Below are 23,677 nucleotides of genomic sequence, written 5' to 3' on the forward strand. Positions count from 1 at the left end.
ATCTGGGAAAAAAATAAAATTCAACAGAAATAAAATTCAATCAACATGAATTACAGAATAGAAAAAGACACCATGGGCGAAGTAAAAGTGCCCGCCGATAAATTTTGGGGTGCACAGACTGAGCGCTCTAGAAACAATTTCAAAATAGGACCAGAAGGTTCTATGCCACACGAAATTATTGAAGCTTTTGCTTACCTGAAAAAAGCGGCAGCCTTTACCAATACAGAATTGGGAGTTCTTTCCGCTGAAAAAAGGGATATGATTGCCAAAGTTTGCGAAGAAATTTTAGAAGGAAAACTAAATGATCAATTCCCTTTGGTCATCTGGCAAACCGGTTCGGGAACACAATCGAATATGAATGTGAATGAGGTTATTGCCAATAAATCTCATGTAAATAATGGTGGAAAGCTTGGAGAAAAAACGGAAGTCCACCCGAATGATGATGTGAACAAATCCCAGTCTTCTAACGATACCTACCCTACGGCAATGCACATTGCTGCCTATAAGAAAGTAGTAGAAACCACGATTCCCGCTGTTGAAAAACTAAAAAATACGTTGAACGAAAAAGCAGAAGCTTTTAAAGATATTGTTAAGATCGGGAGAACGCATTTAATGGATGCCACTCCGCTTACTTTGGGACAAGAATTTTCGGGTTATGTTGCACAATTGAATTTTGGAATTAAAGCTTTAAAAAATACATTGCCCCATCTTTCGGAGCTTGCGTTGGGAGGAACGGCAGTAGGAACCGGTTTAAATACTCCAAAAGGGTATGATGTAAAAGTGGCGGAATATATTTCAAAATTCACAAATCTTCCGTTTGTAACCGCAGAAAATAAGTTTGAAGCTTTGGCTGCTCACGATGCGATTGTAGAATCTCACGGTGCTTTAAAACAATTGGCGGTTTCTTTGTACAAAATTGCTCAGGATATCAGATTATTGGCTTCAGGACCACGGTCTGGAATCGGGGAAATTCATATTCCGGAAAATGAACCGGGATCTTCTATTATGCCGGGGAAAGTAAATCCTACCCAAAATGAAGCAATGACAATGGTTTGTGCACAGGTTTTAGGAAATGATACCACGATTTCATTTGCAGGAACTCAGGGAAATTATGAACTGAATGTCTTCAAACCGGTAATGGCGTATAATTTTTTACAATCTGCCCAGTTAATTGCTGATGCATGTATTTCGTTTAATGAGCATTGTGCTGTGGGAATTGAGCCAAATCGTGAAAGAATTAAAGAATTGGTTGATAAATCTTTGATGTTGGTTACCGCTTTGAATACGCATATTGGGTACGAAAATGCTGCCAAAATTGCCAAAACGGCTCATAAAAATGGAACTACTTTAAAAGAGGAAGCTATAAATCTTGGTTTATTAACTGCTGAACAGTTTGACGAATGGGTAAAGCCTGAAGATATGGTGGGAAGTCTGAAATAAAATTCAAACTCATCAAAACAAAACACTCCGCAGAATTTTCTGAGGAGTGTTTTGTTTGTTAATGTGAATGTTGATTGGTATAATTCAATTCTCATACCAAAGAGAGTTTTCGGTTATTTTGTCATGTTTTTATCAATTATTTAATTTTACCAGCCAAGAGCGACGCCAAAGACTAAAGCTTTATCATTTTCAAAATAAGAATCTTTAAAGAAATTGCTGAAATCTTTTTTCACAAAAAGGCTTACATTATTATATGAAACGGTAAATTGTGCACCATATACAAAAGGATTTACCTGATAGTTCGAACGGTCACGCAAATTTCTGTCATCTCCTTTTACTATATTGTTGGTAGACATTTTTATCCCTCCATATACGTTGGCTCCCACTCGGAATCCGTCTGAATAAGGTCTGTACTGGATATCCATTCCTGCATTTTTCAGTTTAGAGAAATTATACTGTAAACCAAGAGGAACCATGATGTAACCTGTTCTCAGTTTGCTTTTACTAAGGCTTCCATCAAACTTAGCTAAAAAAACATCGGCATCCTGTTTTGCAAAAACCATATTGTTGTCTGATCTTACCGTTCTCCAGGAAAATCCTATTCCGGAAATTAATCCCCATGGGCTTGTTCTGCCAAATTGGTAATTAAATTTCAGACCAAATTCAAGATTATTGGCATATCCAAGATTTTTATCCAAATCATTATCTGGCTTATCGTTGGTAAGTGTCATAATTCCGTAAGAAAAATAGCCTTCAAGATTTTTAACAGGTTTATATTTCTTTAATAATTGAGCTTTCAATTCTTCGTTTGAAGTTACGTCAGAATTTAAAAGAGAATATCTTACCTGTTTTTGGATAACCTGATCCAAATCAAAACCTATTGCTTCAATTTTAGAATCTATTTTTTGAGAATACTGATCTGCAATCTGGGCTTTCTGTTTGTTGAATTCAGCTTTATCCAGATTTTTAGCTTGTAAAGTAGATAATTCACCTTCCATGAGCTTTTTTTCTTCCTGAATAATTCCGTTGATTTTTACTGCATATTCTTCAACTTTCTCCTTTACAATAGGGCTTACCGTAGTGTCTTCTTTGGGTTGAAGGTTTAATCTTAATGCTTTTTTCTGTGCGTTTGCAGAAATCGTAACAAGGCACAGCATTCCTGTGATGATAAATTTCTTAATCATTTTTATTAATTTTTTTAAAGTTTTAATTTGAATTATCTTTCGTTGAGGTCTATTTGGGCAACGTTGCTTCCGCCTTTGGTTTTCTCAATAGCTTCTTTATTTTCTACCGAGAAAAGTAGAGTAGAAGGATCTACATATCTCTTTTTCTTCGGTATTTTTACAGAATCCGATTTTGCCATAATTCTTTCCTGTGGAGTTTGAATAATCTGCGCAGCAATTTCCGAAGGATTTTCTTTCATTAGCGGAAGATTGGTTTTAATCGGCGAGTATTTTTCAATTTGTTTTTCTGCATCAGCATTTTCACTTTGTACCAATCTTTGCTGAATAGGTTTTGAGGAGTCTTTATCAGAATTTATTTTTTCAGGCTGAACAATTTCTTCTCTTTTAGGAAAATCTTCTTCTGTTTTTGTTATTTGTACAGGAGGTTCGTTTTTATTATTGATGAAAAGAAAGGCTCCCAAACCACAGATTAAAACAAAGCATGCAGCAAGCAAAACGCGGTTCCAGTGATGTTTTTTGGAAGGGTTATTTTGCGTCTGAGTCTGTATTTCTTCCCACAAATCTCTCGAAGGACTAATTTCTCTCTCGGAAATCTGCTTTTTTATCTCACGATCTAAATTATGCTTAAATGAATTCATTTTTCAGTGTTTTTTGTTGTTGAAAGTAAATCTTTCTCAGTTTTTCTTTAGCTCTGAAAAGTTGCGTTTTGCTTACTGCAGTGCTAATATTCAGGGTTTCGGCAATTTCCTGATGAGAATATTCTTCTAATACATAGAGGTTAAAAACCATTTTATAGGAATCCGGAAGCTGGTCTATCAATTCCTGCGCATTAAAATCGAATACAATCTGCTCATCTGTAATTTCTTCTAAAACAGAAGCGTGAACATCATCCAAATAAAAAACTGTTTTATGGCTTTTAATGAAATTAAGACATTCGTTTACTACAATTCTTCTTGCCCATCCATCGAAATTTCCTTCTCCTCTAAAACTTTCGATATGCTTAAAAATCTTACAGAATGCTTTTATTACACAGTCTTCTGCCTGATAAAGATCACTGATATAGCTTCGTGCTACACTCAGAAATTTCTTTACATTCTGATCGTAGAATATTTTCTGAGCTTTAGGATCATTTTTTTTAATCCCGCTCAGCAAATTTTCTTTTTTATTTCCAAACGAAAGCTTCATGGTTTGTATGCTGTTTCTATACTAAAGACAGCGAAAATTATAATTGGTTACACAAGAAATGAGAAAATTTTAAATAAATTTTTAAAAAGCTGTATTTCAGGCGTTTAAAAATGAATATTTTTTAGTGAATTGATGGCTAAATTTAAGATAGCGAGAAAATATAGAACAATGAAAATAATTCAAATACAATTCAAGAAAATTTTAGGTTTGAAATTTAATAATGAGATTTTATACAGGAGAAACAAAAAACCGCAGATTAACTGCGGCTTTGATTATTTTTTTAAATCTTCTTTAAGCTTTCTTGCTCCGTCTTCCACTTTCTGGGCTCCTTTAGCTGTGGCGTCTTTTACATCTCTGCTTACATCCTGAGCTCCTTTTTTAATATCTTGTCCCACTTTATGGGCATCGTTTTTCATATCTTTTGCTGCCGAATTAATATCTTCTTTTGCTTTTTGCGTAGTATTATCAATTTTTTCTCCAGCATTATCAATAGAGTTTTGAATTTTGTTTTTTGCCTCATTTACTTTAGAAGAATCTACAAGACCGGTGGTTGTTTCTGTAGTTGTCGTCGTTACAACAGAACCATCTTTATTTTCTACTGTTTCTGTTTTAGAAGTAGACTCTTTACAAGATACAATCATTGCTGCAACAGCAAAAGCTGCTAAAATGTGTTTTTTCATAATAAGAATTTTTTATAATGTTTTTTATTGATTAGACTCTTTCAACGGTTTTTCTGTGTTTTTATTTTTTTCTTCTTCTGTCTTCTTTTTATTTTCTTTATCCACCTCATCTTTGATGCGTTTTTCTTCCTGCTGAACTTTAAGAGCCTGTTTAACAGAATCTTTGTATTTCTGGGAAGACATTCTTATCTGTCTTGCTACATCTACCGATACAGCGCCATTAGAAAAAGAATCTACTGCCATGGTATCATAATGAGGCTGAGAAATTGTTTCGTTAGCTTCAGTTGCGGGCAATCTCTTCGAGCATGCATGAAGTAATAGTGCAGAAAATAAAATAATAAATAATCTTTTCATTATAGATTTCAATGGACAATTATTGAGAATTATTTTAAAAACTAAATTAATAAAAATAGGACATACAGCATTTAAAATAATAAATTTTTTGCATGTTCAGAATTAAAAAAGAAGCTGTAAAAAGAACAATCACTCTATTTTAAAACTGGCAATTACAGGAAAATGATCCGAAAGATGAGCAGAATGATCAACACTGTAATGAATGGGTTTTATAGTTTCCGAAGTAAAAATATAGTCTATTCTCAAAGGATATTTAAAATCGTGAAAGCTGGTTCCGCTCCCTTTTCCTGTTTCGAAGAATGCATCTTTCAACACTTTAGACATTTGGTAATATTCGTAAGAATTGGGGACTGCATTGAAATCTCCTGCCACAATTACCGGATAAGGAGATTCTTCTACACTTTTTCTGATGAGCTGTATTTCTTCCTGATGAACTTTAAATGTCGGAATCAGTTTTTTAACCAGATCTTTCATTTTTTTCTCGTCTTCATTACCATTTCCGTCTAGTTTTACCATATCTTTTACAACCCCGAATGACTGAAGATGAACGTTGAAAACTCTGTATATTTTACCTCTTATTTCAATATCTATCTGCTCACATTGTGAAGTGACATCTTTTTCTGTAAGCGGTTTGAAAATATCTTTCCTGTCCAGAATTTTGTATTTCGAATAAAAGCAAATAATTTGTAGAGTTTCTTCTGCTTTCAGATGATCCAATTCGTAATCTGGTCCGGATTCCTGAAGGAAAACAAGATCTGCTTTTTGTGCATTAATGTAATTCTGAATTTCATTTTTTCCCCATTTTCCCGATTTTACATTGAAGGTTACAATTTTAAGATTTGGTGTTTCTTTGTTTTCGGATGAATAATTCAGCCACCTTTTTGTAGGATTCAGAAAGAAAAGACCTGCAAACATAAAGAAAAATGCTCTTTTTTTCCAGCTGAAAATCCAGAAGAAAGTGATAATTACATATAGAATCATTATCAAAGGAAAACCTAAAGAAAGAAAACTAAAACCCCAAAAAACTTTTGGCGGAATGTATGCATTCAGCAAGACTCCGCAAAGCAGAAAGAGCAATACGAAATGAACAACTAAAAGAATAGAGCGGAATAATTTCACAGTAATTTAGTTAAATCGATATAAATGTTTTTTCCAGATTATTGCGAGAATATACCCCACAATAGCTCCTCCAACGTGGGCTAAATGAGCTACACCACCACCGTTTCCGGTAATTCCTAAGTAAATAGATCCAATAACCACCACAGGAAGCACATATTTTACTTTTACGGGAATAGGGATAAACATAATGCCGATTCTGGCTTCAGGATAAAGTGTTGCAAATGCGGCAATAATGCCGAAAATTGCTCCGGAAGCACCAAGCATGGGCGATTTAAGATCTATTAAAAGTTTTTTAGAAAGATCGAAAATTTCAGGAGTTTTATTATTTAAAAGTATGTTTCCGGCATAATTTACATCTGCCTGTCTGTAAATTTCAGTAACATCTACTCCTAACGCTTGAAGACTGTTTGAAATTTGTTGAATTTCAATAAAATTCCATAAATTAAATAGAAAAAAAGCTCCCAATCCACTCAAAAAATAGAGAATTAGATATTTTTTATCTCCTAAAGACTGTTCTAGAATAGGACCGAAACTGTAAAGTGTAAACATATTGAAAAGAATATGCATTATACCAACACCTCCCTCAAGTGGAGCATGCATAAACATGTGAGTGATGATCTGCCAAGATTTGAAATTCGGCGAAAAAGGATAAAATGCAGACAGCAAATTATACAGTTGGGGATTATTGAGTGCATACAGGAAAAAGTTAGAAATAATATAAACTATAATGTTTATAATAATTAGATTTCTTGTAATTGGCGGTATATTATTAAACATCTTACTTAAAATTTATTTTTAAAATCATTAAAAGGAACTTCAAAATAGCATCTTTTGCCCGTTGGTAAAAATTCTGGGAAACCCAAAGCCGAAAAGTCTTTAATGAGTTGTTCCGCATCTATTTTGTAAATAAAATCGAATCTGGATTTGCTCTGCATTTTGTTCCATTGGTTTTGGTAAAACTGCAAGAAATCTTCTTCGGTACGATATTCTAAAATTTCGAAAAGATTTTCTAAGAATTTCATTACCTGAGATTCTTTCAAACCTTCGGGAACGGCATCTATTCTTAAAACATTTTCGTGGGCAATGGTCATTTCAAAACCGAGTTCGGGAAGATATTTTTTAATGGATTTATACTTGTTCTTTTCGATCTCATTCATGTGATATTCTAAAGAAAACAAGAGAGACTGGCTGTTTGTACTGCCTTTTTTTGCAGATTTGTTGCTTTCGGAAACCACAAGTCTGTGCATTCTTCCCAAATCCAGCATCAGCGTACGGTCGCCTTTGTTGAAAAGCCAATATCCGTTCGGAAGTCTCATAAGATCTTCATCAAAATCTTCTTCTTCAAAAAGGTTGATTTTTGAAGGTTCCGGAGCAATATTTTGATGATACATCTCCGTAAGATGATGAATTTCGGTCTTTGTTGCCGGTTTTTCTTCCAAAAAAGGATTGTAATCTCGGTCTACAATAATTTCCGGCATTTTAAAACTTGCAGAATTACTCTTGCTCGGAAAACTTTTCTGCATAATTTCGTCGAGATGCGGATCTCTTTCAAAATCGAGACTGGGAGCGATATTGTAAATTCCTAAAGACCGCTTGATGGTAGATCTCAACAACGCAAAAATAAGATGCTCATCTTCAAACTTTACTTCTGTTTTCTGCGGATGAATATTCACATCTATTTTCTCCGGATCTAATTCCAGAAAAAGAAAAAATGTAGGAATGTAACCGGGCATCAGTAATCCTTCAAAGGCTTCCTGAACTGCTTTATTGAAATATGGGCTTTTAAAATACCGTCCATTCACAAAAAGAAACTGTTCCCCTCGTGTTTTTTTTGCACCTTCTGGTTTGGCAACAAACCCATGAAGTTGGCACCAAACAATATCTTCTTTAATGGGAATAAGCTGAGGCTGAAGTTTTCTTCCGAAAATATCTACAATTCTCTGCATTTGAGTCCCTTTTCTCAATCGGAAAACAGGCTCATCATCGTGAAATAAAGAAAATTCTAAATTTTCATGAGCCAGAGCAACTCTTTGAAATTCATCAATAATATGACGAAATTCTATATTGTTATTTTTAAGAAATTTTCTTCTTGCCGGAACATTGTAAAATAGATTTTTAACTAAAAAATTAGATCCTTCCGCAGTCTGTACAGGCTCCTGAAACTGAAATACACCGCCTTCAATGTAAATATTGGTTCCCAAAGGAGAATCGGGGCGTTTAGTTTTTAATTCAACCTGAGCAACAGCAGCAATCGAAGCCAAAGCTTCTCCGCGAAAACCTTTGGTAGCAATTTTAAAAATATCTTCGGTTCCTTTTATTTTAGATGTGGCGTGTCTTTCGAAAGCCATTCTTGCATCGGTTTCGGACATCCCTTTTCCGTCATCCACAACCTGAATAAGGTTTTTTCCGGCATCACGAATAATCAGTTCAATTTTTGTAGCTCCCGCATCAATAGAGTTTTCCAAAAGTTCTTTCACAATAGATGCAGGGCGTTGTACGACCTCACCTGCTGCAATTTGGTTGGCTACATGATCGGGTAAAAGCTGAATGATGTCTGACATAGATGAATAATGAACTTACAAAAATAGGTAAAGCAAATAAGATTTAAAATAATTAAAGAATGAATTAAAAATTAAGTTTCTTTGAGAGATTGGTTTCATCCATGAAAAAGCTCTCATTACGTTTTAATTTAATGAGAGCCAAAACTAAGTAAACTATGATTATGCTTGTGTTTGAAAAATTATTTACATCATTTTCTTTTCCAAAACGAGTTTAGATTTTTCCGGTCTTTTTTCTTTTACTGTTTCCTCTTCGGTTCCGTGTATTTTATCGTATATAAATGCCATGAAATTTGGTTTGTTATATATTTTGGAGTATCTGTAATTCGTATAAAAATGTCTTAAATGAATTTTATAAAAATCGTACCCGATAACTACGAGAAGACATGTACTGATGACATAGAAAACCCTAAATTCAAGATAATAATAGGTAAGTCCAGAAAAAATAGCTCCCAAAACATAAGAAATCATAATACTGGAAAGTAACTTTGCTCTTGCAATAAGTTCCGGATTTTTACGGTATTTCTTTTGGGTAAACATAGATGTTAAAATGCCCAAATCGGTAGTAGTTCCTGTTAAATGGGTTGTTTTTACTAAGAAATTAGAAATACTTGCTGTTAAACCATTCTGAAGACCTGTTGCAAAAAGCATTAGTGCAACCATTACTTGTGCTTCTTCAATGGTTTTCTGGTAATAAAACTGACCATAAATTCCGACAGATAAAAGACACACAATCTCCAGTACCAAAGGGAATGCATGGGCAAAATATTTACTTTTCTTGTTGAAATTAATTACCGAAAAATTTGCCGTAAAACTTCCGAAAAAGAAAAGGAAAATCCATGCGCCAACTATTGCAACCTGAGTCCAGTTGCCTTTGCTTATTTCTGCGGCAAAAACAGCGTAATGACCGGTTACATTGGAGGTAAAAGATAAAAAAATAAGGAGAGATGCTATATTTATAGTTCCTGCCGTAAAAGCAGTCAGCGTTCCCAGTCTAATGTTGTCTCCCAACGTTCTGCTGTTACTATAATTTCTTAACATGATGATTGATTTTGAGGTGAAATAATGTTTTAAATTTCTGCGAAAACTTCTGCAAGCCTGCCTTTTTCCGGCATTACTTTAGGTGTTTCTAATACAATTTCGGATGAAAAAGTTTCTTTACATTTCTTAATAAAAGGTGTAAGATCGAATTTGCCTTTAGTATTTTTATTTTTGAGCGATGGAGAATAGTATATTTCAGCAATATTTTCTGCCTTTACATAGTTGTTAAAAGATCTCTGCAGACTTCCGGTAAAAATATCGCACACTATTTTATCTACTAAATGAGAATATTTATTCGCAATGATAGAATAGGCATCGCAAAATTCTTTAGTTCTTATTTTGCTGAAAGTAGTTGTTTTTGTGTTGAATAAAAGATCTCTTATAGAATCTCCGGTATCATACCCCGAAACCAATAATATTCTGTATTTTGTATTTTGTTCGGTTGTACTTTTTTCTTTCAGTACCTTTTTTAAAATATTGAGGGATTCAAGAGAATAATCTGTTGCTATTAGAATTGTTGTGCTCATATATGGATGATTTAGTTGTGTAACATTTTTATATTACAAAATTATATCTGCCATATTAAAAGCTTTTTGGAAAGGAATTAAAATGTAATTAGAGAGATTAAAATCAGATTAAAATTTATCTTAAACTGAACTCGGGATAAGCAAGTTTTTTAGTGTTATCCTGAATTCACGTTATCCTAATATGTTGGATTAAGAATTATCCAGATTCATTAAAGTACCGTAAAGACTGGGAAAACGCATCTGAACTGTCGTTCCTTCATTCTCGTTTGAACTTACCAAAAGTTCTCCGTTATGCATTCTTACAATATTCCTTGCAAGAGGCAACCCGATTCCGTAACCTTCATAGTTTCGAGTGTTAGATGCCCGGAAAAAAGGATCGTATATTTTATTCATTTCAGACTGCGGAATTCCTATTCCTGTATCTTTTATAATGATATAAAGATCTGTGTCTGTTGCACCTAAAGAAACCCTTACCTGTTGATGATTAGAATACTTGCACCCATTATTAATGATATTGGCAACTGCTAAGTGAAGAAGCTGTTCATTTCCCTGAACTTTCAGTTTTTTGGGATTATCGGGAAGCATACTGATGTCAAGAAAAATATTGTTTCGGGAATCTATTCTTCTTAAGGTTTCGATAACGTCCCAAAGAAGCTGATCCATTCTAACACGGTCTATTTTCTGAATCTTTCCGTCAAAACCTGTTTGCGCAATAAGCAGAAGTGCTTTTATTTTTTTATCTAGTTTTTCGGCTTCATCTAAAATAATTTCCAGTGTTTCTTTATATTCTTCGGCAGTTCGGGTAATGGAAAGCGCAACATCTGCTTCTCCCATAATTGAGGTAAGAGGCGTTCTCAATTCATGCGAAACATTTCCGATGAGGTGGTTTTGAGTTTCAAAGGAAGTTTCAATTCTCGTAAGCATGGTATTGAATGTTTCTACCAGCTCATTCAGCTCTTTATTTCCGGGCTGAGGTTCCAACCTTAGATGAAGATTTTCCGAACTGATTTCCTTTACTTTTCCTGTAATTTTAAGAATAGGTTTAAAAAGGGTTTTAGAAAGGTAAAAAGAGAAAATCATGCTGAAAAATATCGAAAGAATCATACATGTAATTAATGTACGTTTCAAAAACCCGAGATAATGAACTACGTAATGATTTTTTGCTGAAGCAATCGCAATGTAGTCTTTATTTTGATACCGGAAGGTTTGCCCAATGTAATAAAATTCTTCATCATTGAAATTGGCTTCCCCTTTTTTGATGATGTTACGAAAAAAAGTATCCGGAATATGTATTTTTTGAGAAATATGGCTGAAATTAGAATCTGTAGGTACCGCAAAAACATAATCTCTTTCCATGGGAAGTTCTTCATCATTTGTACTGTTGAGAACGTAGTTTTCCGGAAGATCGAGAAGTTCTTTATTTTTTTCGATCTGAACAATGGTGGTTGTTCGTATTTTCAGCAATTCATAAAAACGTTGATGCGAAAAATTAACGATAGAAAAGTACACCGAACCTCCAAAAATAAGAATGACAGTTGTAAAAACAGCCATCAGAAGAATCATCGTTTTGGTTTGGTTGGTAATAACTTTTTTAAACATTTTCTAAGGTTTTTTAAGCACATATCCCATTCCTATAACCGTATGAATGAGTTTTTTATCTTCCTGACTGTCGATTTTTTTCCTGAGATAATTTACGTAAACATCTACAACATTGGTTCCTAAATCATAGTTTACGCCCCAAACCGCATCCAGAATTTCTGCTCTGGAAATTACTTTTTCAGGGTTGTTGAGAAAATACATAAGGAGTTTATATTCTGTAGAAGTTAGAGAAACTTCTTCTCCCGACCGGGTTACTTTTTTGGTGTAATCGTTTACAACAAGATCAGAAAACTGATGAACATATTCGCTGTCGGGCTTATCTTCGGTATTTTCGTTTTTCATGGGGTTGCTTCTTCTGAGAAGAGATTTTATTCTTGCAACCAATTCTATAAACTTAAAGGGTTTTACAAGATAATCGTCGCCGCCGTTTTCCAGCCCTAAAACGATATTTTCTGAAGTTCCCAAAGCGGTAAGAAAGAGAATAGGAACATTTTTGTTGGTTTTTCTGATTTCCTTGCAGACTTCCAGCCCGTTCATTTCGGGAAGCATAATGTCTAAAATAACAAGATCGAAATCATTTTCCTGTACGAGATTTACGCCGGTACGACCGTCGAATGCAACAGAAATTTCGTAGCCTTTTTCCTGAAGTCCTTTTTTAATAAAAGAAACCACGCTGGTTTCGTCTTCAATCAGCACAATTTTTTTCATATCAGTAACCAATATCACAAAAATAGGGAAAAGAATATTAATGAGTTGGAGATGATAAAAAATAGGATGTATTCAAGACTCAATTTTGAGTTTTAATATATTTATGAGAACGGCATAAAAAATCCGCTTCAATAGAAACGGATTTTTTTGTTATTGTAACTCGATAGGATTGCTGTTGTTTTTAGCCTCTTCTTTTATTCTTTCCTCCATTCTTTTTCGCATATCCGCAGGATTAGGATTTCCGCCACCGCCTCTCATTGGTGGCGCAATTCCACCACCACGACCTGCAGCTAAAAAAGACATGGGATCTTCTCTAAATTTTTCCTGCTGTTTAAGATAATCTTTACGTTTCAGTTTGATGATGTTTCCGAACTGGTTCATTTCAGGAAAATCTGAAATTTTATAGTTTTTCATTAAATCGAAAGAATAGTCTCCGGAAGAATCTTCCACTTTTATAATTAAACCCGGAAGACCGGTAAACTTATACGGGCCGTCCTGATAGGGTAAATCTGTAGTAAACCATGCAGTCCATTTTCTTCCCGCAAACTCAGTTTCGGCTTTCTGCACTTTGTAATCGCCAATTTTTGTAGTTTCGGCTAAAACTTTCCAATCTAAAGGACGGTCTTCCTCATAAGCGTAAATATCTCGTCCAATACGGTCTTTGAAAGTTGTTTTCTGAGATTTTTTATCCTTTTCAACAGAATAGTTAATATTAGATCTCAGACTTTCCATTTGTTCGCGGTTTACACCTCTTTCGCCTCCACTTTGGAAGTTAGAACGTAATATAGAATCTCTTTTTATTCTGTTTTCAGAGTAGAATAAAGATTTTTCCCCGGAAATATCTAAATATGCATTCTCGGTTTTTACATCTTTTTTATCGCTTGCGTTGGGTTTCATGGTAACTTGGTAAACGAATCTGTTCGTTTGCGCCATAGAAATTTGTGCCACAATTAATAATGCTACAACGGCAATTTTTTTCATTGTTATTTTGATTTATTCTTTTGATTTTAAAATACCTGCAAAGTTAAGCCCATCAATAATAAATATAGGCAAAATAAAATCACCAATTTTTATTTACTAATAATTGTTCGTATTTTTGCATGATTAAATCATTCTAAATAAATACAATGATAAAGGTTTCAGATCAGGCAAAGGTTAAAGCGGTTCAGCTGATGACAGAAGACGGCTTTAATCCTGCTGAAGATTATATAAGAGTTGGGGTAAAAAGTGGAGGATGTTCAGGCTTAGAGTATGTTCTTGGTTTTGATAATAAACAAAACGAGACAGATCAGATTTTTGAAGATAACGGAATAAAAATAGTCGTTGAAAAAAAATCGATACTTTATCTGGCAGGAACCACATTAGAATATTCCGGGGGATTGAATGGAAAAGGATTTGTTTTTAATAATCCTAATGCATCCAGAACATGTGGGTGTGGAGAGAGTTTTAGTTTATAGACACGAGATGAAAGGTGTTGGATGTCGGGCTTTTGTCTGAAATCTGATGTCTGGATTCTGAAATCTTAAAAAATGAGTAAATACACAGAAGACGATTTACGCGTCGATTTAGAAAATAAAAAATACGAATTCGGTTGGGAAACCAAAATTGATTATGAAGATTTCCCGACAGGATTGAATGAAGACATTATTCGGGCTATTTCTGCAAAAAAAGAAGAGCCGGAATGGATGACTGATTGGAGATTGGAGTCTTTCAAAATCTGGTTGAAAATGACTGAGCCAGACTGGGCAAATATTAAATATGAAAAGCCGGATTTTCAGGCAATTAAATATTATGCAGCCCCGAAAGCAAAACCAGAACTGGAAAGTCTGGATGAAGTAGATCCTGAGTTATTGAAAACCTTCGAAAAATTAGGGATTAACATCGAAGAGCAAAAAAGACTTTCTGGTGTTGCAGTAGATATTGTAATAGATTCCGTGTCTGTAAAGACTACTTTTCAGGATACGCTGATGGAAAAAGGGATTATTTTCTGTTCCATTTCTGAAGCCATTAAAAACCATCCTGATTTAGTGAAAAAATATCTCGGCAAAGTAGTTCCTAGAGGAGATAATTTCTACGCAGCTCTAAATTCTGCTGTTTTTTCAGATGGAAGTTTTTGCTACATTCCGAAAGGAGTAAGATGCCCTATGGAACTTTCTACCTATTTCCGTATTAATCAGGCAGGAACGGGGCAGTTCGAAAGAACTTTAGTGATTGCTGACGAAGGAAGTTACGTTTCTTATCTTGAAGGTTGTACAGCACCATCACGAGATGAAAATCAGTTGCACGCAGCTGTTGTAGAACTCATTGCGATGGACGATGCGGAAATTAAATATTCTACCGTTCAAAACTGGTATCCTGGTGATGAAAATGGTAAAGGTGGTGTTTTCAACTTTGTGACGAAAAGAGGACTTTGCGAGCGCAATGCAAAAATATCTTGGACGCAGGTAGAAACCGGTTCTGCTGTTACCTGGAAATATCCAAGCTGTATTCTGAAAGGTGATAACGCTGTGGGCGAATTTTATTCAATCGCCGTTACCAATATGCATCAATATGCCGATACGGGAACGAAGATGATTCACATCGGAAAGAATACCAAATCAACGATTATTTCAAAAGGTATCTCTGCTGGGAAATCGAATAATTCTTATCGAGGTTTAGTCAAAGTAATGCCTTCTGCAAAAGGTGCGAGAAACTTTTCTCAGTGTGATTCACTTTTGATGGGTAATGAATGTGGTGCACACACGTTCCCTTACATCGAAATCAAAGACCCAACGGCACAACTGGAACACGAAGCAACCACTTCAAAAATCGGGGAAGACCAGATTTTCTACTGCAACCAAAGAGGAATTGATACAGAAAGAGCCATTGCTTTGATTGTGAATGGATTCAGTAAAGAAGTATTGAATAAGTTGCCAATGGAATTCGCCATAGAAGCTCAGAAGTTGTTGGAAATTTCTTTGGAAGGTTCAGTTGGATAGTAGATTTAACATTAAGGAATTAAGAAAATTAAAGGCTTAACTTTTTAATGTTTAAAAATTAAGGAATTGATAAATCAATTCTTTTGAAGAAAAATTAAATATGACCAAAGCAGAAGTAACACAGCTTTCTTATGATATTGTAGGATGCGCAATCAAGGTTCATAAAGAATTAGGACCAGGATTGTTGGAAAGTGTTTACGAATTGTGTTTGGCTTATGAATTAAGAGAAAAAGGATATTTAGTTAATCAACAGGTTACTACAAAAATCAACTACGGAAAGATTGAAATCGAAACTCCGCTTAAGATTGATTTACTTGTCAACGAGATAGTCGTTGTAGAAATTAAAACTGTTGAAAAATTATTGTCTGTTCATCAAGCTCAATTGATGACCTATATGAAAATTTTGAAAAAACCTCAAGGACTTTTGATTAATTTTTATACAGATAATATTACTAAATCAATGATTCCATTAGTGAATGACTATTTTTCAAAACTGCCGGAATGAATCATATAACATTAAGGAATTAAGTTAAATAGTAAAAACTTAAAAACCTTAATTTAAATCAATTTATTGATTTACTTAAAATAGAAAACAAACATAAGATTACTTCAATCTTTAATGTTTAAAATATAATATTTAAGAAAATTTGCGATAATTTATATAATTAAAATGTTAAATATCAAAAACTTACACGCCAAAATTGAAGACGGCGATAAAGAAATTTTAAAAGGAATCAATCTTGAAATAAAACCAGGCGAAGTACACGCTATTATGGGGCCTAATGGAGCCGGAAAATCTACTCTTTCTTCTGTGATTGCAGGAAAAGAAGATTACGAGGTGACTGATGGTGAAATCCTCTTCGATGGCGAGAATATCATCGAAGATGCTCCGGAAGAAAGAGCTCATAAAGGGATTTTTCTTTCGTTCCAGTATCCGGTAGAGATTCCTGGAGTTTCGGTTACCAACTTTATTAAAGCAGCTTTAAACGAAAACAGAAAAGCCAACGGATTGGAAGATATGCCTGCTAAAGAAATGTTGGCAATGATTCGTGAAAAGTCTGAAAAACTAGGAATTAAAAAAGATTTTCTTTCCCGATCTCTAAACGAAGGTTTCTCTGGAGGTGAAAAGAAGAGAAACGAAATTTTCCAGATGATGATGCTTAATCCGAAATTGGCGATTTTAGATGAAACCGATTCCGGATTGGATATTGATGCCTTGAGAATCGTTGCTGATGGTGTAAATGCTTTCAAAAATGAAGGAAATGCAGTTCTTTTAATTACGCATTACCAGAGATTGCTTAATTATATTCAACCAGATTTTGTTCACGTTTTGGCAAACGGAAAAATCATCAAAACGGGAGATAAATCTTTAGCATTAGAATTAGAAGAAAAAGGTTACGATTGGTTACTAAATTAAGATTATTGAATTGTAATTAAATCATTGCAAATGAAATATACTCTTAAAATTTGGGGAATTACAAATTTAATTTCAGCAACATTTTTTTTAATTTCATATATTATCAAACCTTACGAACTATTTAGTTTTATAGTTGTTTATGTGATTTTTTTGGGATTAATTTTATCTATTCCAGCAATGATTATATTTTGGTTTTTGCAAAAAAAGCTTTTTGAAAAATATACTGTTATTAAATCAAAAGTAATTTTAAGTATATATTCTTTTGTTTCGGTTTGGGTTACTTTATTCCTTTTAAATATTTTGATGTATTCGATTCCGATTAAGAATTTTGTAAGCACATTTTATCGAATGGCATTTTTATATATAATTCCTATGATTTTTGCAATTTGGCTTTTTAAAAATTCTAAAGCATTAAAATTAAATTTAGAGTAAAAGTTGTTTCAAACCAACAAAAATAAAATAAATAATAAATGGTGCAAACCACAGAAATACCAGCAATGGCATTAAAAGAACAAATTTTAAATAATCACAGCGAATTTCTTGGTGCTCTTCGCCATCGTTTTTTAGATGAAACAAGAATTGAAGCATTGGCAAGATTTGCTCAGATTGGCTTTCCTACAAAGAAAGACGAAGAATATAAATACACGAATCTAAAAGAAATTACAGAAAAGGATTACAATTTCTTTCCAAAAGAAAATCATCATATTACTAAAGAACAGCTTAATGAGTTGCATTTAGGAGAAGAAAATTTCGACTGGATTGTGTTCGTGAACGGCAAGCTTCATAAAGAGCTTTCTAATATTTCGATTGAAAATGCTGAGTTTTTGTCTTTCAATTATGCTTTGAATGATGATAAACATAAAGATGTTTTCGAGCAGTATTTTAATACAATTGCTGCGAAAGATTTAGCTTTTACCAATTTGAATCAGGCTTACTGTAGACATGGTTTTTTCCTTAAAGTGCCTAAAAATGTAGTAATTGAAAAGCCAATTCATATTTTTTATCTTTCTCAGAATCAGGATGAAAACACTTTTTATAATACAAGAAACCTGCTTATCGTAGAAGAAGGTGCCAAAGTGGAAATTATAGAAAGTCATCATAATTTCGATGAAACGTATGTTTTTACGAATTCTGTGACAGAGATTTTCACTTCCCCTAATGCTAAAGCAGACTGGCATAAATTGCAAAATGATAATGACACGTCTTATTTGGTAGATCATACATTTGCAAAACAGGAAAAAGACAGTTTAACAACTGTAAATACCTTTTCTTTTGGAGGAAAGTTGGTGAGAAATAATTTAGATTTCATACAAAACGGATCGAATATTAATTCTTTCATGAACGGAATTACCATTATCGGAAAAGATCAATTGGTAGATCATCATACCGCTGTTCATCACAACCAGCCCAACTGCGAAAGTTACCAAAATTACAAAGGAATTTTTAAAGATCAGTCGCACGGAGTATTCAACGGGAAAGTTTTTGTAGACAAAATTGCTCAGAAAACCAATGCTTATCAGCAAAACAACAATGTTTTATTAAGCGAAGGGGCAACAATTGATACTAAGCCTCAACTTGAAATTTTTGCAGATGATGTTAAATGTTCTCACGGATGTACCGTAGGTCAGCTGAATGAAGATGCGATGTTTTATTTAAGAGCAAGAGGTATTTCTAAGAAAGAAGCTCAGGCACTGCTTTTATACGCTTTTGCCAATGATGCAATGCAAAATATTGATATTGAACCGTTAAAAGAGAAAATATCTAAATTACTTTCAGAAAAGCTTGAAGTAAATATTGAATTTTAAAATCTTAATAAAAATGGGCGGTTACTTTTGCAACCGCCCATTTTTTTTGTCATTGCTGACTATTTTTTCTGCCACCACTGGCTGTCTTTTCTGTTAGATCTTTTTACTCCATTGTCGAGATTATAAGCAAAGCCGATTCCTAAAGTTTGTTTCAGCTGTGTTTTTTGTATTTGGTTGTGGTCGTACATTAAATCTAAAGTAACAATTGAAGAAACGAATTTGTTAATCTTCATCTTCAGCAACATATTGTACGAAAGAACCATATGATCCGGATTTTCCAGATAATTGGAGAAAATAGAACCCGTATTGGTCATTTCAATATTCTCCATTAATTTAACTTTATAAATTGCAGAAGCCAAGAAACCTAATTGCATTAGGAAGAAATCTCCATCAGCCTTTAAACCATAGTTTCCGGCAAGCTGAAGATCTTTATCTAATACAAACGTAAACCTTCCGTTGATGGGTCTTAGAGTAACTGTTAGATTATCACTTGGTCTGTATGTAATACCAATACCGGCATTTACATAACCTGGTGCCATGAAATTTGAAATTTTATTAGCTTCCGGATTGTTTCCGTCATCAAATCCACCCGAAAACTGAGAAAGTAAGCTGGCTCCTGTAGAAACATACCAACTCTTAGAAAACTGAAGTCCATAGTTCGTAGAGATATTAAGAACGTCCTGGGTTTTTCTTGTGCCTACTCCTTTAGTCGTATTTTGCCCATAATTCATAATAATGATGTTTTCCCAAAGATTACGGCCTTTCTCGTAAACCAAATTATAATTTGCACTTGCAAGCCAACCAACATTATTGGCTCCACCACCTACCCAATTGGAGAAAGCAGCCTGATTAAACATGACACTGTTGTTAGCATTTATAGACCAATGTCTCGGTTTTTTGATGGTGTCTACAGCTACAGAATCATTAATTACCACTTGTGCCTGAGTGCTTAGACCAAAGAATAGAATAGAGAAAACAAAGAGTTTTTTCATAGAAATGTGTTTACTTAGTTTTAAATAATCAAAAAAATAGGTTTTTTTAAAATTTTTGAAGCATCAAATTTATTACTTTTTGTCTCAAATCACAACTCAACACCTCAATCATCGCCAAAATTACCGAAATTTATCCTTGGCTTTTGATTTGACAGCATACAGATATGATTAGAAATATTATTCATAAAAAAGCGATTCTTGCTCCAATAATAATGCTCGCCGCGATGTGGTTTGGCTTTTTGCTGCAACATTTTGGTTTTTTTTCAAGTTGTTTTGGGGCTATTATTCCTTTATTACCAGAGGGATTATTGGGTATTATTACTTCTCCCTTATTGCATGGAAATATTGATCATATTATAGGAAACTCCATTCCTATTGTTTTTCTGCTGTTTCTCCTTTACCAGTTTTATCCTGAAGTGGCAACTAAAGTTTTTATTACAGGCTGGATAAGTAGTGGTTTTCTTCTTTGGATACTTCCTCCAATAGATATTTTTTCGGGCGAATATCTCTACACATGTACTATTGGAGCCAGTGGTATTGTTTATGTACTCGCTTTTTTTCTTTTCTTCGGCGGTGTTTTCAGGTGGAATATGAAACTGCTTACCATTTCCCTGCTTGTCGTTTTATATTATGGAAGTTTAATTTGGGGAATGTTTCCCGAAGAACTATTTTATACAATGAACGAGCCGAGCAGGATTTCTTGGCAGGCACATTTATCGGGAGCAATTATAGGAAGTATCATGGCGTTCGTTTTCAAAAAATATGGAGAAAAAAAGAAGAAATATATCTGGGAGTTTCCCAATTATTACAGTGAAAAAGATGATAAATTGTGGCAGGAATACAAAGAAAACAATCCTGACGATTTTATGGAATTACCCTATAAAAAAAGAGATGATATTTGGGATCATTTAGAAGAATTAAGGAAAAAATAAATTCGTTAATTTTGGAAATAAAACACAAATGTATAAAGAAGAACATCTCTACTCAATCGCTTTAAGACAATGCAATTTTATAGGAGATATTACTTTTAATAAGCTTGTAAGAAACTTTGGAAGTGCTAAAAATGTTTGGGAAACTGCTAAAAACGAACTTGCGAAAACCCATGGAGTAGGAAAAAAAATTATTTCGGACATTGGTAATTCTGAACATTTGAAGTTTGCAGAAAAAGAGATAAACTTCTGCGAAAAAAACCAGATAAAAATAAATTTGCGTCATCAGAAAGATTTGCCATTTCTCCTGAATGAATGCGATGATGCTCCTGCAATACTATATCAAAAAGGAAATTTTAATCCTGACTTAAAATGCGTAAGTATAGTAGGAACAAGGAATATTACCTCTTACGGAAAAAAGTTTATTGAAGATTTTTTCGCTGAAACCAAGCAGTGTAAATATCAGTCTGTAAGTGGTTTAGCTTTAGGTGCAGATAAAGAAGTACACGAAAATTCTCTGAAAATGGAAGTTCCTACTATTGCAGTGTTGGCTCATGGTTTTCAGACACTTTATCCTTCTAAGAATAGGCAACTTTCCGAAAAAATATTAGAAAATGGCTGTTTGTTTACAGAATTTAATTCAATGCGCAAACCCGATAGGGAAAATTTTATTCAGAGAAACAGAATTGTTGCAGGAATATCATCTTCAACAATTGTAGTAGAAACAGCCTTTGGTGGAGGTTCCATAAGCACTGCCACTTTTGCGAATCAGTATAACCGGGATGTCTTTGCACTGCCCGGCAAAATTACAGATAAATACAGCCAAGGATGCAATCAGCTTATATTACAGAACAAAGCATCTGCAATTTCAACCATTAAAGATCTTTCGGAATCTCTAGGATTATGCCCGAATTCCCTTAATATGGAAGAACTTTTTCCTCAAAGTACATTTTCGATTCCGCTTACTGAAAATCAGGAAGAAATTTACAGGGTTATTGCAGATCATCCTCAAATTACTTTAGACGATTTGTCCGGGAAAATATTGCTTGCATCACACAAAATATTGCCTGTTATTCTAGAGCTTGAGCTTTTAGGTAAAATAAAATCATTTTCAGGGAGACAATTTGTTGCTTTGTAAGAATTAATGATTTCTTAATATTTCATCATTTCATAAATAACATTTAATTTTTAATAACATTTAAACAACTATTATTAATTTAATAATATTTTGTCGCATTATTATTTAATTTTTCATAAATAACAAAACTACTATTGTGAATATTGAAAAAAAAATTAAATTTGTTGAAATAATATTCAACCTTACCTAATATGGAACAATATAATGTTGACCAGAAAATTCAGGAGTTTATTGCAAAAATAGAAGCAAAAAACCCGAACGAACCAGAGTTTTTACAGGCTGTAAAAGAAGTTGCGGTTACTGTAATTCCTTTTATTCTAACAAGAAAAGAATATACCGGCATGAAGCTGCTTGAAAGAATGGCTGAAGCTGAAAGAGTTATCATTTTCAGAGTTCCGTGGGTTGATGATAAAGGAGAAATCCAAGTAAACAGAGGTTTCAGAATTCAGATGAACTCTGCAATCGGACCATATAAAGGAGGAATTCGTTTTCACCCTACAGTAAACCTTTCTGTATTAAAGTTCTTAGCTTTCGAACAGGTTTTCAAAAACTCTTTAACGACACTTCCTATGGGTGGTGGTAAAGGAGGTTCAGACTTCGATCCTCAAGGGAAATCTGATATGGAAGTAATGCGTTTTTGTCAGGCATTTATGACAGAACTTTGCAAACATATCGGTCCTGAAACAGATGTACCTGCAGGAGATATCGGTGTTGGAGCAAGAGAAATCGGATATTTATTCGGACAGTATAAAAAAATAAGAAACGAATTTACAGGAGTTCTTACCGGTAAAGGTCTTGCTTATGGAGGTTCGCTTATTCGTCCTGAAGCTACAGGATATGGTGTTGTTTACTTCGCAGAGCAGATGCTAAAAACTATCGGACAAACTTTCAAGGATAAAGTAGTAACAGTTTCAGGATTCGGAAACGTAGCTTGGGGAGTTATTAAAAAAGTAAACGAATTGGGCGGAAAGGTTGTTACCATTTCTGGACCAGACGGTTACATCTACGATAAAGATGGTATCGATGGAGAAAAAATAGAATATTTGCTAGAGCTTAGATCTTCGGGTAACAACAGAGCTGAAGATTATGCTAAAAAATATCCTTCAGCAGAATTCCATGCTGGAAAACGCCCTTGGGAAGTGAAATGTGATGTAGCGATTCCTTCTGCAACACAAAATGAACTCGATTTGGAAGATGCTAAAATTTTAGTAGATAACGGATGTGTATGTGTAACTGAGGCAGCAAATATGCCTTCAACATTAGATGCGATTAACTACTTCCTAGAGAAAAAAGTATTATTCTCTCCAGGGAAAGCTTCTAACGCTGGTGGTGTAGCAACTTCAGGTTTAGAAATGACTCAAAACTCTATCAGATTAAACTGGACTTCTGAGGAAGTAGATGCAAGATTGAAAGAGATTATGATCGGCATCCATAAAGCATGTAGAGATTACGGAAAAGAAGAAGACGGATACGTAAACTACGTAAAGGGAGCAAATATTGCAGGCTTCGTAAAAGTGGCAGAAGCAATGTTGGCACAAGGAGTAGTGTAAAATAAATATAAAGGTCGGAAGTTTTTTCGGCCTTTTTTCTTATAACCTGTCCCGGGTTAATGGGAAAAAAGTAAAGTGAAAGAAAAAGCACAGAAAATTATTTTTCTGCGCTTTTTTTGTAGTGATAGATAGAGTGAATTATAGCATTCCAAGTTCAAATTTAGCTTCTTCACTCATCATGTCTTTATTCCAACTTGGCTCAAAGGTAAGTTCAAGATCTACCTCATTTACATTTTCAACTGCTTTTACTTTATCTTTTACTTCCTGTGGCAGAGTTTCTGCAACCGGACAATTGGGAGTAGTTAATGTCATGATGATTTTAATATCTGCATCATCCGAAATCTGCACATCATAAATAAGCCCCAATTCGTAAATATCTACCGGAATTTCGGGATCATAAACGGTTTTAAGAACTCGTATAATTTCGTCACCTATATCTGCGATTTGATCGTCTGTAAATTTCATTATTTAAT

25 protein-coding genes are annotated in these 23,677 nt (G+C 34.1%); 10 read left to right on the plus strand and 15 right to left on the minus strand.

The genetic code is table 11. From position 1 onward, the window contains the following. Window positions 1-45: 45 nt before the first annotated feature. Window positions 46-1,440: a class II fumarate hydratase gene (fumC, locus tag MTP08_RS00240; RefSeq protein ID WP_209388618.1), complete on the plus strand. Its 1,395-nt coding sequence runs from the start codon at window positions 46-48 to the stop codon at window positions 1,438-1,440. Between the two features lie 146 nt (window positions 1,441-1,586). Here the strand turns inward: fumC and MTP08_RS00245 are convergent, their stop codons facing one another. From MTP08_RS00245 to MTP08_RS00305, 13 genes are all read right to left on the minus strand, one after another. Further along, a complete protein-coding gene (locus MTP08_RS00245; RefSeq protein ID WP_243576549.1) occupies window positions 1,587-2,624 on the minus strand; it encodes an outer membrane beta-barrel protein in 1,038 nt (345 codons plus the stop codon). A gap of 32 nt (window positions 2,625-2,656) precedes the next feature. Next, window positions 2,657-3,262 (minus strand): hypothetical protein, encoded by a 606-nt coding sequence (locus MTP08_RS00250; RefSeq protein ID WP_243576550.1) that lies wholly within the window; start codon window positions 3,260-3,262, stop codon window positions 2,657-2,659. After that, entirely contained in the window at window positions 3,249-3,809 is a 561-nt protein-coding gene (locus MTP08_RS00255; RefSeq protein WP_243576551.1) for an RNA polymerase sigma factor, read from the minus strand. Before MTP08_RS00255 ends, MTP08_RS00250 begins: the two co-directional genes overlap by 14 nt. Window positions 3,810-4,081: 272 nt before the next feature. Then, window positions 4,082-4,489: a hypothetical protein gene (locus tag MTP08_RS00260; protein WP_243576552.1), complete on the minus strand. Its 408-nt coding sequence runs from the start codon at window positions 4,487-4,489 to the stop codon at window positions 4,082-4,084. A gap of 24 nt (window positions 4,490-4,513) precedes the next feature. Next, window positions 4,514-4,843 carry a hypothetical protein gene (locus MTP08_RS00265; protein WP_243576553.1) on the minus strand — a complete coding sequence of 110 codons (330 nt, stop codon included), beginning with the start codon at window positions 4,841-4,843 and terminating at the stop codon, window positions 4,514-4,516. 129 nt (window positions 4,844-4,972) lie between these two features. Continuing rightward, a complete protein-coding gene (locus MTP08_RS00270) occupies window positions 4,973-5,962 on the minus strand; it encodes an endonuclease/exonuclease/phosphatase family protein (protein WP_243576554.1) in 990 nt (329 codons plus the stop codon). 6 nt (window positions 5,963-5,968) lie between these two features. Then, window positions 5,969-6,739, minus strand: a complete 771-nt coding sequence (locus MTP08_RS00275) for a rhomboid family intramembrane serine protease (protein WP_243576555.1) — start codon at window positions 6,737-6,739, stop codon at window positions 5,969-5,971. Window positions 6,740-6,744: 5 nt separating this feature from the next. After that, complete coding sequence (gene mutL / locus MTP08_RS00280) at window positions 6,745-8,523, minus strand: DNA mismatch repair endonuclease MutL (protein WP_243576556.1); 1,779 nt, start codon at window positions 8,521-8,523, stop codon at window positions 6,745-6,747. Between the two features lie 183 nt (window positions 8,524-8,706). After that, window positions 8,707-9,561, minus strand: coding sequence for a YoaK family protein (locus tag MTP08_RS00285; RefSeq protein ID WP_243576557.1), 855 nt, complete (start codon window positions 9,559-9,561; stop codon window positions 8,707-8,709). Between the two features lie 29 nt (window positions 9,562-9,590). Continuing rightward, a complete protein-coding gene (locus tag MTP08_RS00290; protein ID WP_243576558.1) occupies window positions 9,591-10,088 on the minus strand; it encodes a hypothetical protein in 498 nt (165 codons plus the stop codon). A 189-nt stretch (window positions 10,089-10,277) separates the two neighbouring features. Then, window positions 10,278-11,687 (minus strand): sensor histidine kinase, encoded by a 1,410-nt coding sequence (locus MTP08_RS00295; RefSeq protein ID WP_243576559.1) that lies wholly within the window; start codon window positions 11,685-11,687, stop codon window positions 10,278-10,280. A gap of 3 nt (window positions 11,688-11,690) precedes the next feature. Continuing rightward, window positions 11,691-12,395: a response regulator transcription factor gene (locus MTP08_RS00300; protein WP_209388606.1), complete on the minus strand. Its 705-nt coding sequence runs from the start codon at window positions 12,393-12,395 to the stop codon at window positions 11,691-11,693. Between the two features lie 150 nt (window positions 12,396-12,545). Next, window positions 12,546-13,376, minus strand: coding sequence for a GLPGLI family protein (locus MTP08_RS00305; RefSeq protein WP_243576560.1), 831 nt, complete (start codon window positions 13,374-13,376; stop codon window positions 12,546-12,548). Window positions 13,377-13,522: 146 nt separating this feature from the next. On the opposite strand from MTP08_RS00305, the gene MTP08_RS00310 reads away from it, so the two are divergent. The 6 genes from MTP08_RS00310 to sufD all read left to right on the plus strand — a co-directional run bounded on the left by MTP08_RS00310 (window position 13,523) and on the right by sufD (window position 18,595). Further along, entirely contained in the window at window positions 13,523-13,852 is a 330-nt protein-coding gene (locus MTP08_RS00310; protein WP_243576561.1) for a HesB/IscA family protein, read from the plus strand. 72 nt (window positions 13,853-13,924) lie between these two features. Beyond that, a complete protein-coding gene (sufB, locus tag MTP08_RS00315; RefSeq protein WP_243576562.1) occupies window positions 13,925-15,373 on the plus strand; it encodes a Fe-S cluster assembly protein SufB in 1,449 nt (482 codons plus the stop codon). Window positions 15,374-15,473: 100 nt separating this feature from the next. Beyond that, window positions 15,474-15,878 (plus strand): GxxExxY protein, encoded by a 405-nt coding sequence (locus MTP08_RS00320; protein ID WP_243576563.1) that lies wholly within the window; start codon window positions 15,474-15,476, stop codon window positions 15,876-15,878. Between the two features lie 165 nt (window positions 15,879-16,043). Continuing rightward, the gene (gene sufC, locus MTP08_RS00325; RefSeq protein WP_243576564.1) at window positions 16,044-16,790 is read left to right on the plus strand and encodes a Fe-S cluster assembly ATPase SufC; all 747 of its coding nucleotides are present in this window, start codon (window positions 16,044-16,046) and stop codon (window positions 16,788-16,790) included. Window positions 16,791-16,820: 30 nt separating this feature from the next. Further along, a complete protein-coding gene (locus tag MTP08_RS00330; protein WP_243576565.1) occupies window positions 16,821-17,222 on the plus strand; it encodes a hypothetical protein in 402 nt (133 codons plus the stop codon). A 65-nt stretch (window positions 17,223-17,287) separates the two neighbouring features. Next, entirely contained in the window at window positions 17,288-18,595 is a 1,308-nt protein-coding gene (gene sufD / locus MTP08_RS00335; RefSeq protein ID WP_243577766.1) for a Fe-S cluster assembly protein SufD, read from the plus strand. A gap of 59 nt (window positions 18,596-18,654) precedes the next feature. Here sufD and MTP08_RS00340 read toward each other — a convergent pair whose 3' ends face one another. Next, complete coding sequence (locus tag MTP08_RS00340; RefSeq protein ID WP_243576566.1) at window positions 18,655-19,587, minus strand: DUF3078 domain-containing protein; 933 nt, start codon at window positions 19,585-19,587, stop codon at window positions 18,655-18,657. A 164-nt stretch (window positions 19,588-19,751) separates the two neighbouring features. Here MTP08_RS00340 and MTP08_RS00345 point away from each other — a divergent pair, with 164 nt between their 5' ends. The 3 genes from MTP08_RS00345 (at window position 19,752) to gdhA (ending at window position 23,204) form a co-directional block, all read left to right on the plus strand. Further along, window positions 19,752-20,519, plus strand: coding sequence for a rhomboid family intramembrane serine protease (locus MTP08_RS00345; RefSeq protein WP_243576567.1), 768 nt, complete (start codon window positions 19,752-19,754; stop codon window positions 20,517-20,519). 28 nt (window positions 20,520-20,547) lie between these two features. Further along, window positions 20,548-21,654 (plus strand): DNA-processing protein DprA, encoded by a 1,107-nt coding sequence (gene dprA / locus MTP08_RS00350; protein WP_243576568.1) that lies wholly within the window; start codon window positions 20,548-20,550, stop codon window positions 21,652-21,654. A 191-nt stretch (window positions 21,655-21,845) separates the two neighbouring features. Then, window positions 21,846-23,204, plus strand: coding sequence for an NADP-specific glutamate dehydrogenase (gdhA, locus tag MTP08_RS00355; protein WP_209388597.1), 1,359 nt, complete (start codon window positions 21,846-21,848; stop codon window positions 23,202-23,204). A 138-nt stretch (window positions 23,205-23,342) separates the two neighbouring features. Here gdhA and MTP08_RS00360 read toward each other — a convergent pair whose 3' ends face one another. Beyond that, window positions 23,343-23,669 (minus strand): SUF system Fe-S cluster assembly protein, encoded by a 327-nt coding sequence (locus MTP08_RS00360; protein WP_209388596.1) that lies wholly within the window; start codon window positions 23,667-23,669, stop codon window positions 23,343-23,345. Window positions 23,670-23,677: the final 8 nt, after the last annotated feature.

Origin of the sequence: Chryseobacterium oryzae, from assembly GCF_022811665.1 — a bacterium.
In the GTDB taxonomy this organism is placed as follows: domain Bacteria; phylum Bacteroidota; class Bacteroidia; order Flavobacteriales; family Weeksellaceae; genus Chryseobacterium; species Chryseobacterium oryzae.

What these genes read in the sequence shown, in the direction of transcription:
- fumC (WP_209388618.1), top strand. Translation starts at nt 46, where the DNA reads ATGAATTACAGAATAGAAAAAGACACCATGGGCGAAGTAAAAGTGCCC.
- MTP08_RS00245 (WP_243576549.1), bottom strand. Translation starts at nt 2,624, where the DNA reads ATGATTAAGAAATTTATCATCACAGGAATGCTGTGCCTTGTTACGATT.
- MTP08_RS00250 (WP_243576550.1), bottom strand. Translation starts at nt 3,262, where the DNA reads ATGAATTCATTTAAGCATAATTTAGATCGTGAGATAAAAAAGCAGATT.
- MTP08_RS00255 (WP_243576551.1), bottom strand. Translation starts at nt 3,809, where the DNA reads ATGAAGCTTTCGTTTGGAAATAAAAAAGAAAATTTGCTGAGCGGGATT.
- MTP08_RS00260 (WP_243576552.1), bottom strand. Translation starts at nt 4,489, where the DNA reads ATGAAAAAACACATTTTAGCAGCTTTTGCTGTTGCAGCAATGATTGTA.
- MTP08_RS00265 (WP_243576553.1), bottom strand. Translation starts at nt 4,843, where the DNA reads ATGAAAAGATTATTTATTATTTTATTTTCTGCACTATTACTTCATGCA.
- MTP08_RS00275 (WP_243576555.1), bottom strand. Translation starts at nt 6,739, where the DNA reads ATGTTTAATAATATACCGCCAATTACAAGAAATCTAATTATTATAAAC.
- mutL (WP_243576556.1), bottom strand. Translation starts at nt 8,523, where the DNA reads ATGTCAGACATCATTCAGCTTTTACCCGATCATGTAGCCAACCAAATT.
- MTP08_RS00285 (WP_243576557.1), bottom strand. Translation starts at nt 9,561, where the DNA reads ATGTTAAGAAATTATAGTAACAGCAGAACGTTGGGAGACAACATTAGA.
- MTP08_RS00290 (WP_243576558.1), bottom strand. Translation starts at nt 10,088, where the DNA reads ATGAGCACAACAATTCTAATAGCAACAGATTATTCTCTTGAATCCCTC.
- MTP08_RS00295 (WP_243576559.1), bottom strand. Translation starts at nt 11,687, where the DNA reads ATGTTTAAAAAAGTTATTACCAACCAAACCAAAACGATGATTCTTCTG.
- MTP08_RS00300 (WP_209388606.1), bottom strand. Translation starts at nt 12,395, where the DNA reads ATGAAAAAAATTGTGCTGATTGAAGACGAAACCAGCGTGGTTTCTTTT.
- MTP08_RS00305 (WP_243576560.1), bottom strand. Translation starts at nt 13,376, where the DNA reads ATGAAAAAAATTGCCGTTGTAGCATTATTAATTGTGGCACAAATTTCT.
- MTP08_RS00310 (WP_243576561.1), top strand. Translation starts at nt 13,523, where the DNA reads ATGATAAAGGTTTCAGATCAGGCAAAGGTTAAAGCGGTTCAGCTGATG.
- sufB (WP_243576562.1), top strand. Translation starts at nt 13,925, where the DNA reads ATGAGTAAATACACAGAAGACGATTTACGCGTCGATTTAGAAAATAAA.
- MTP08_RS00320 (WP_243576563.1), top strand. Translation starts at nt 15,474, where the DNA reads ATGACCAAAGCAGAAGTAACACAGCTTTCTTATGATATTGTAGGATGC.
- sufC (WP_243576564.1), top strand. Translation starts at nt 16,044, where the DNA reads ATGTTAAATATCAAAAACTTACACGCCAAAATTGAAGACGGCGATAAA.
- MTP08_RS00330 (WP_243576565.1), top strand. Translation starts at nt 16,821, where the DNA reads ATGAAATATACTCTTAAAATTTGGGGAATTACAAATTTAATTTCAGCA.
- sufD (WP_243577766.1), top strand. Translation starts at nt 17,288, where the DNA reads ATGGCATTAAAAGAACAAATTTTAAATAATCACAGCGAATTTCTTGGT.
- MTP08_RS00340 (WP_243576566.1), bottom strand. Translation starts at nt 19,587, where the DNA reads ATGAAAAAACTCTTTGTTTTCTCTATTCTATTCTTTGGTCTAAGCACT.
- MTP08_RS00345 (WP_243576567.1), top strand. Translation starts at nt 19,752, where the DNA reads ATGATTAGAAATATTATTCATAAAAAAGCGATTCTTGCTCCAATAATA.
- dprA (WP_243576568.1), top strand. Translation starts at nt 20,548, where the DNA reads ATGTATAAAGAAGAACATCTCTACTCAATCGCTTTAAGACAATGCAAT.
- gdhA (WP_209388597.1), top strand. Translation starts at nt 21,846, where the DNA reads ATGGAACAATATAATGTTGACCAGAAAATTCAGGAGTTTATTGCAAAA.
- MTP08_RS00360 (WP_209388596.1), bottom strand. Translation starts at nt 23,669, where the DNA reads ATGAAATTTACAGACGATCAAATCGCAGATATAGGTGACGAAATTATA.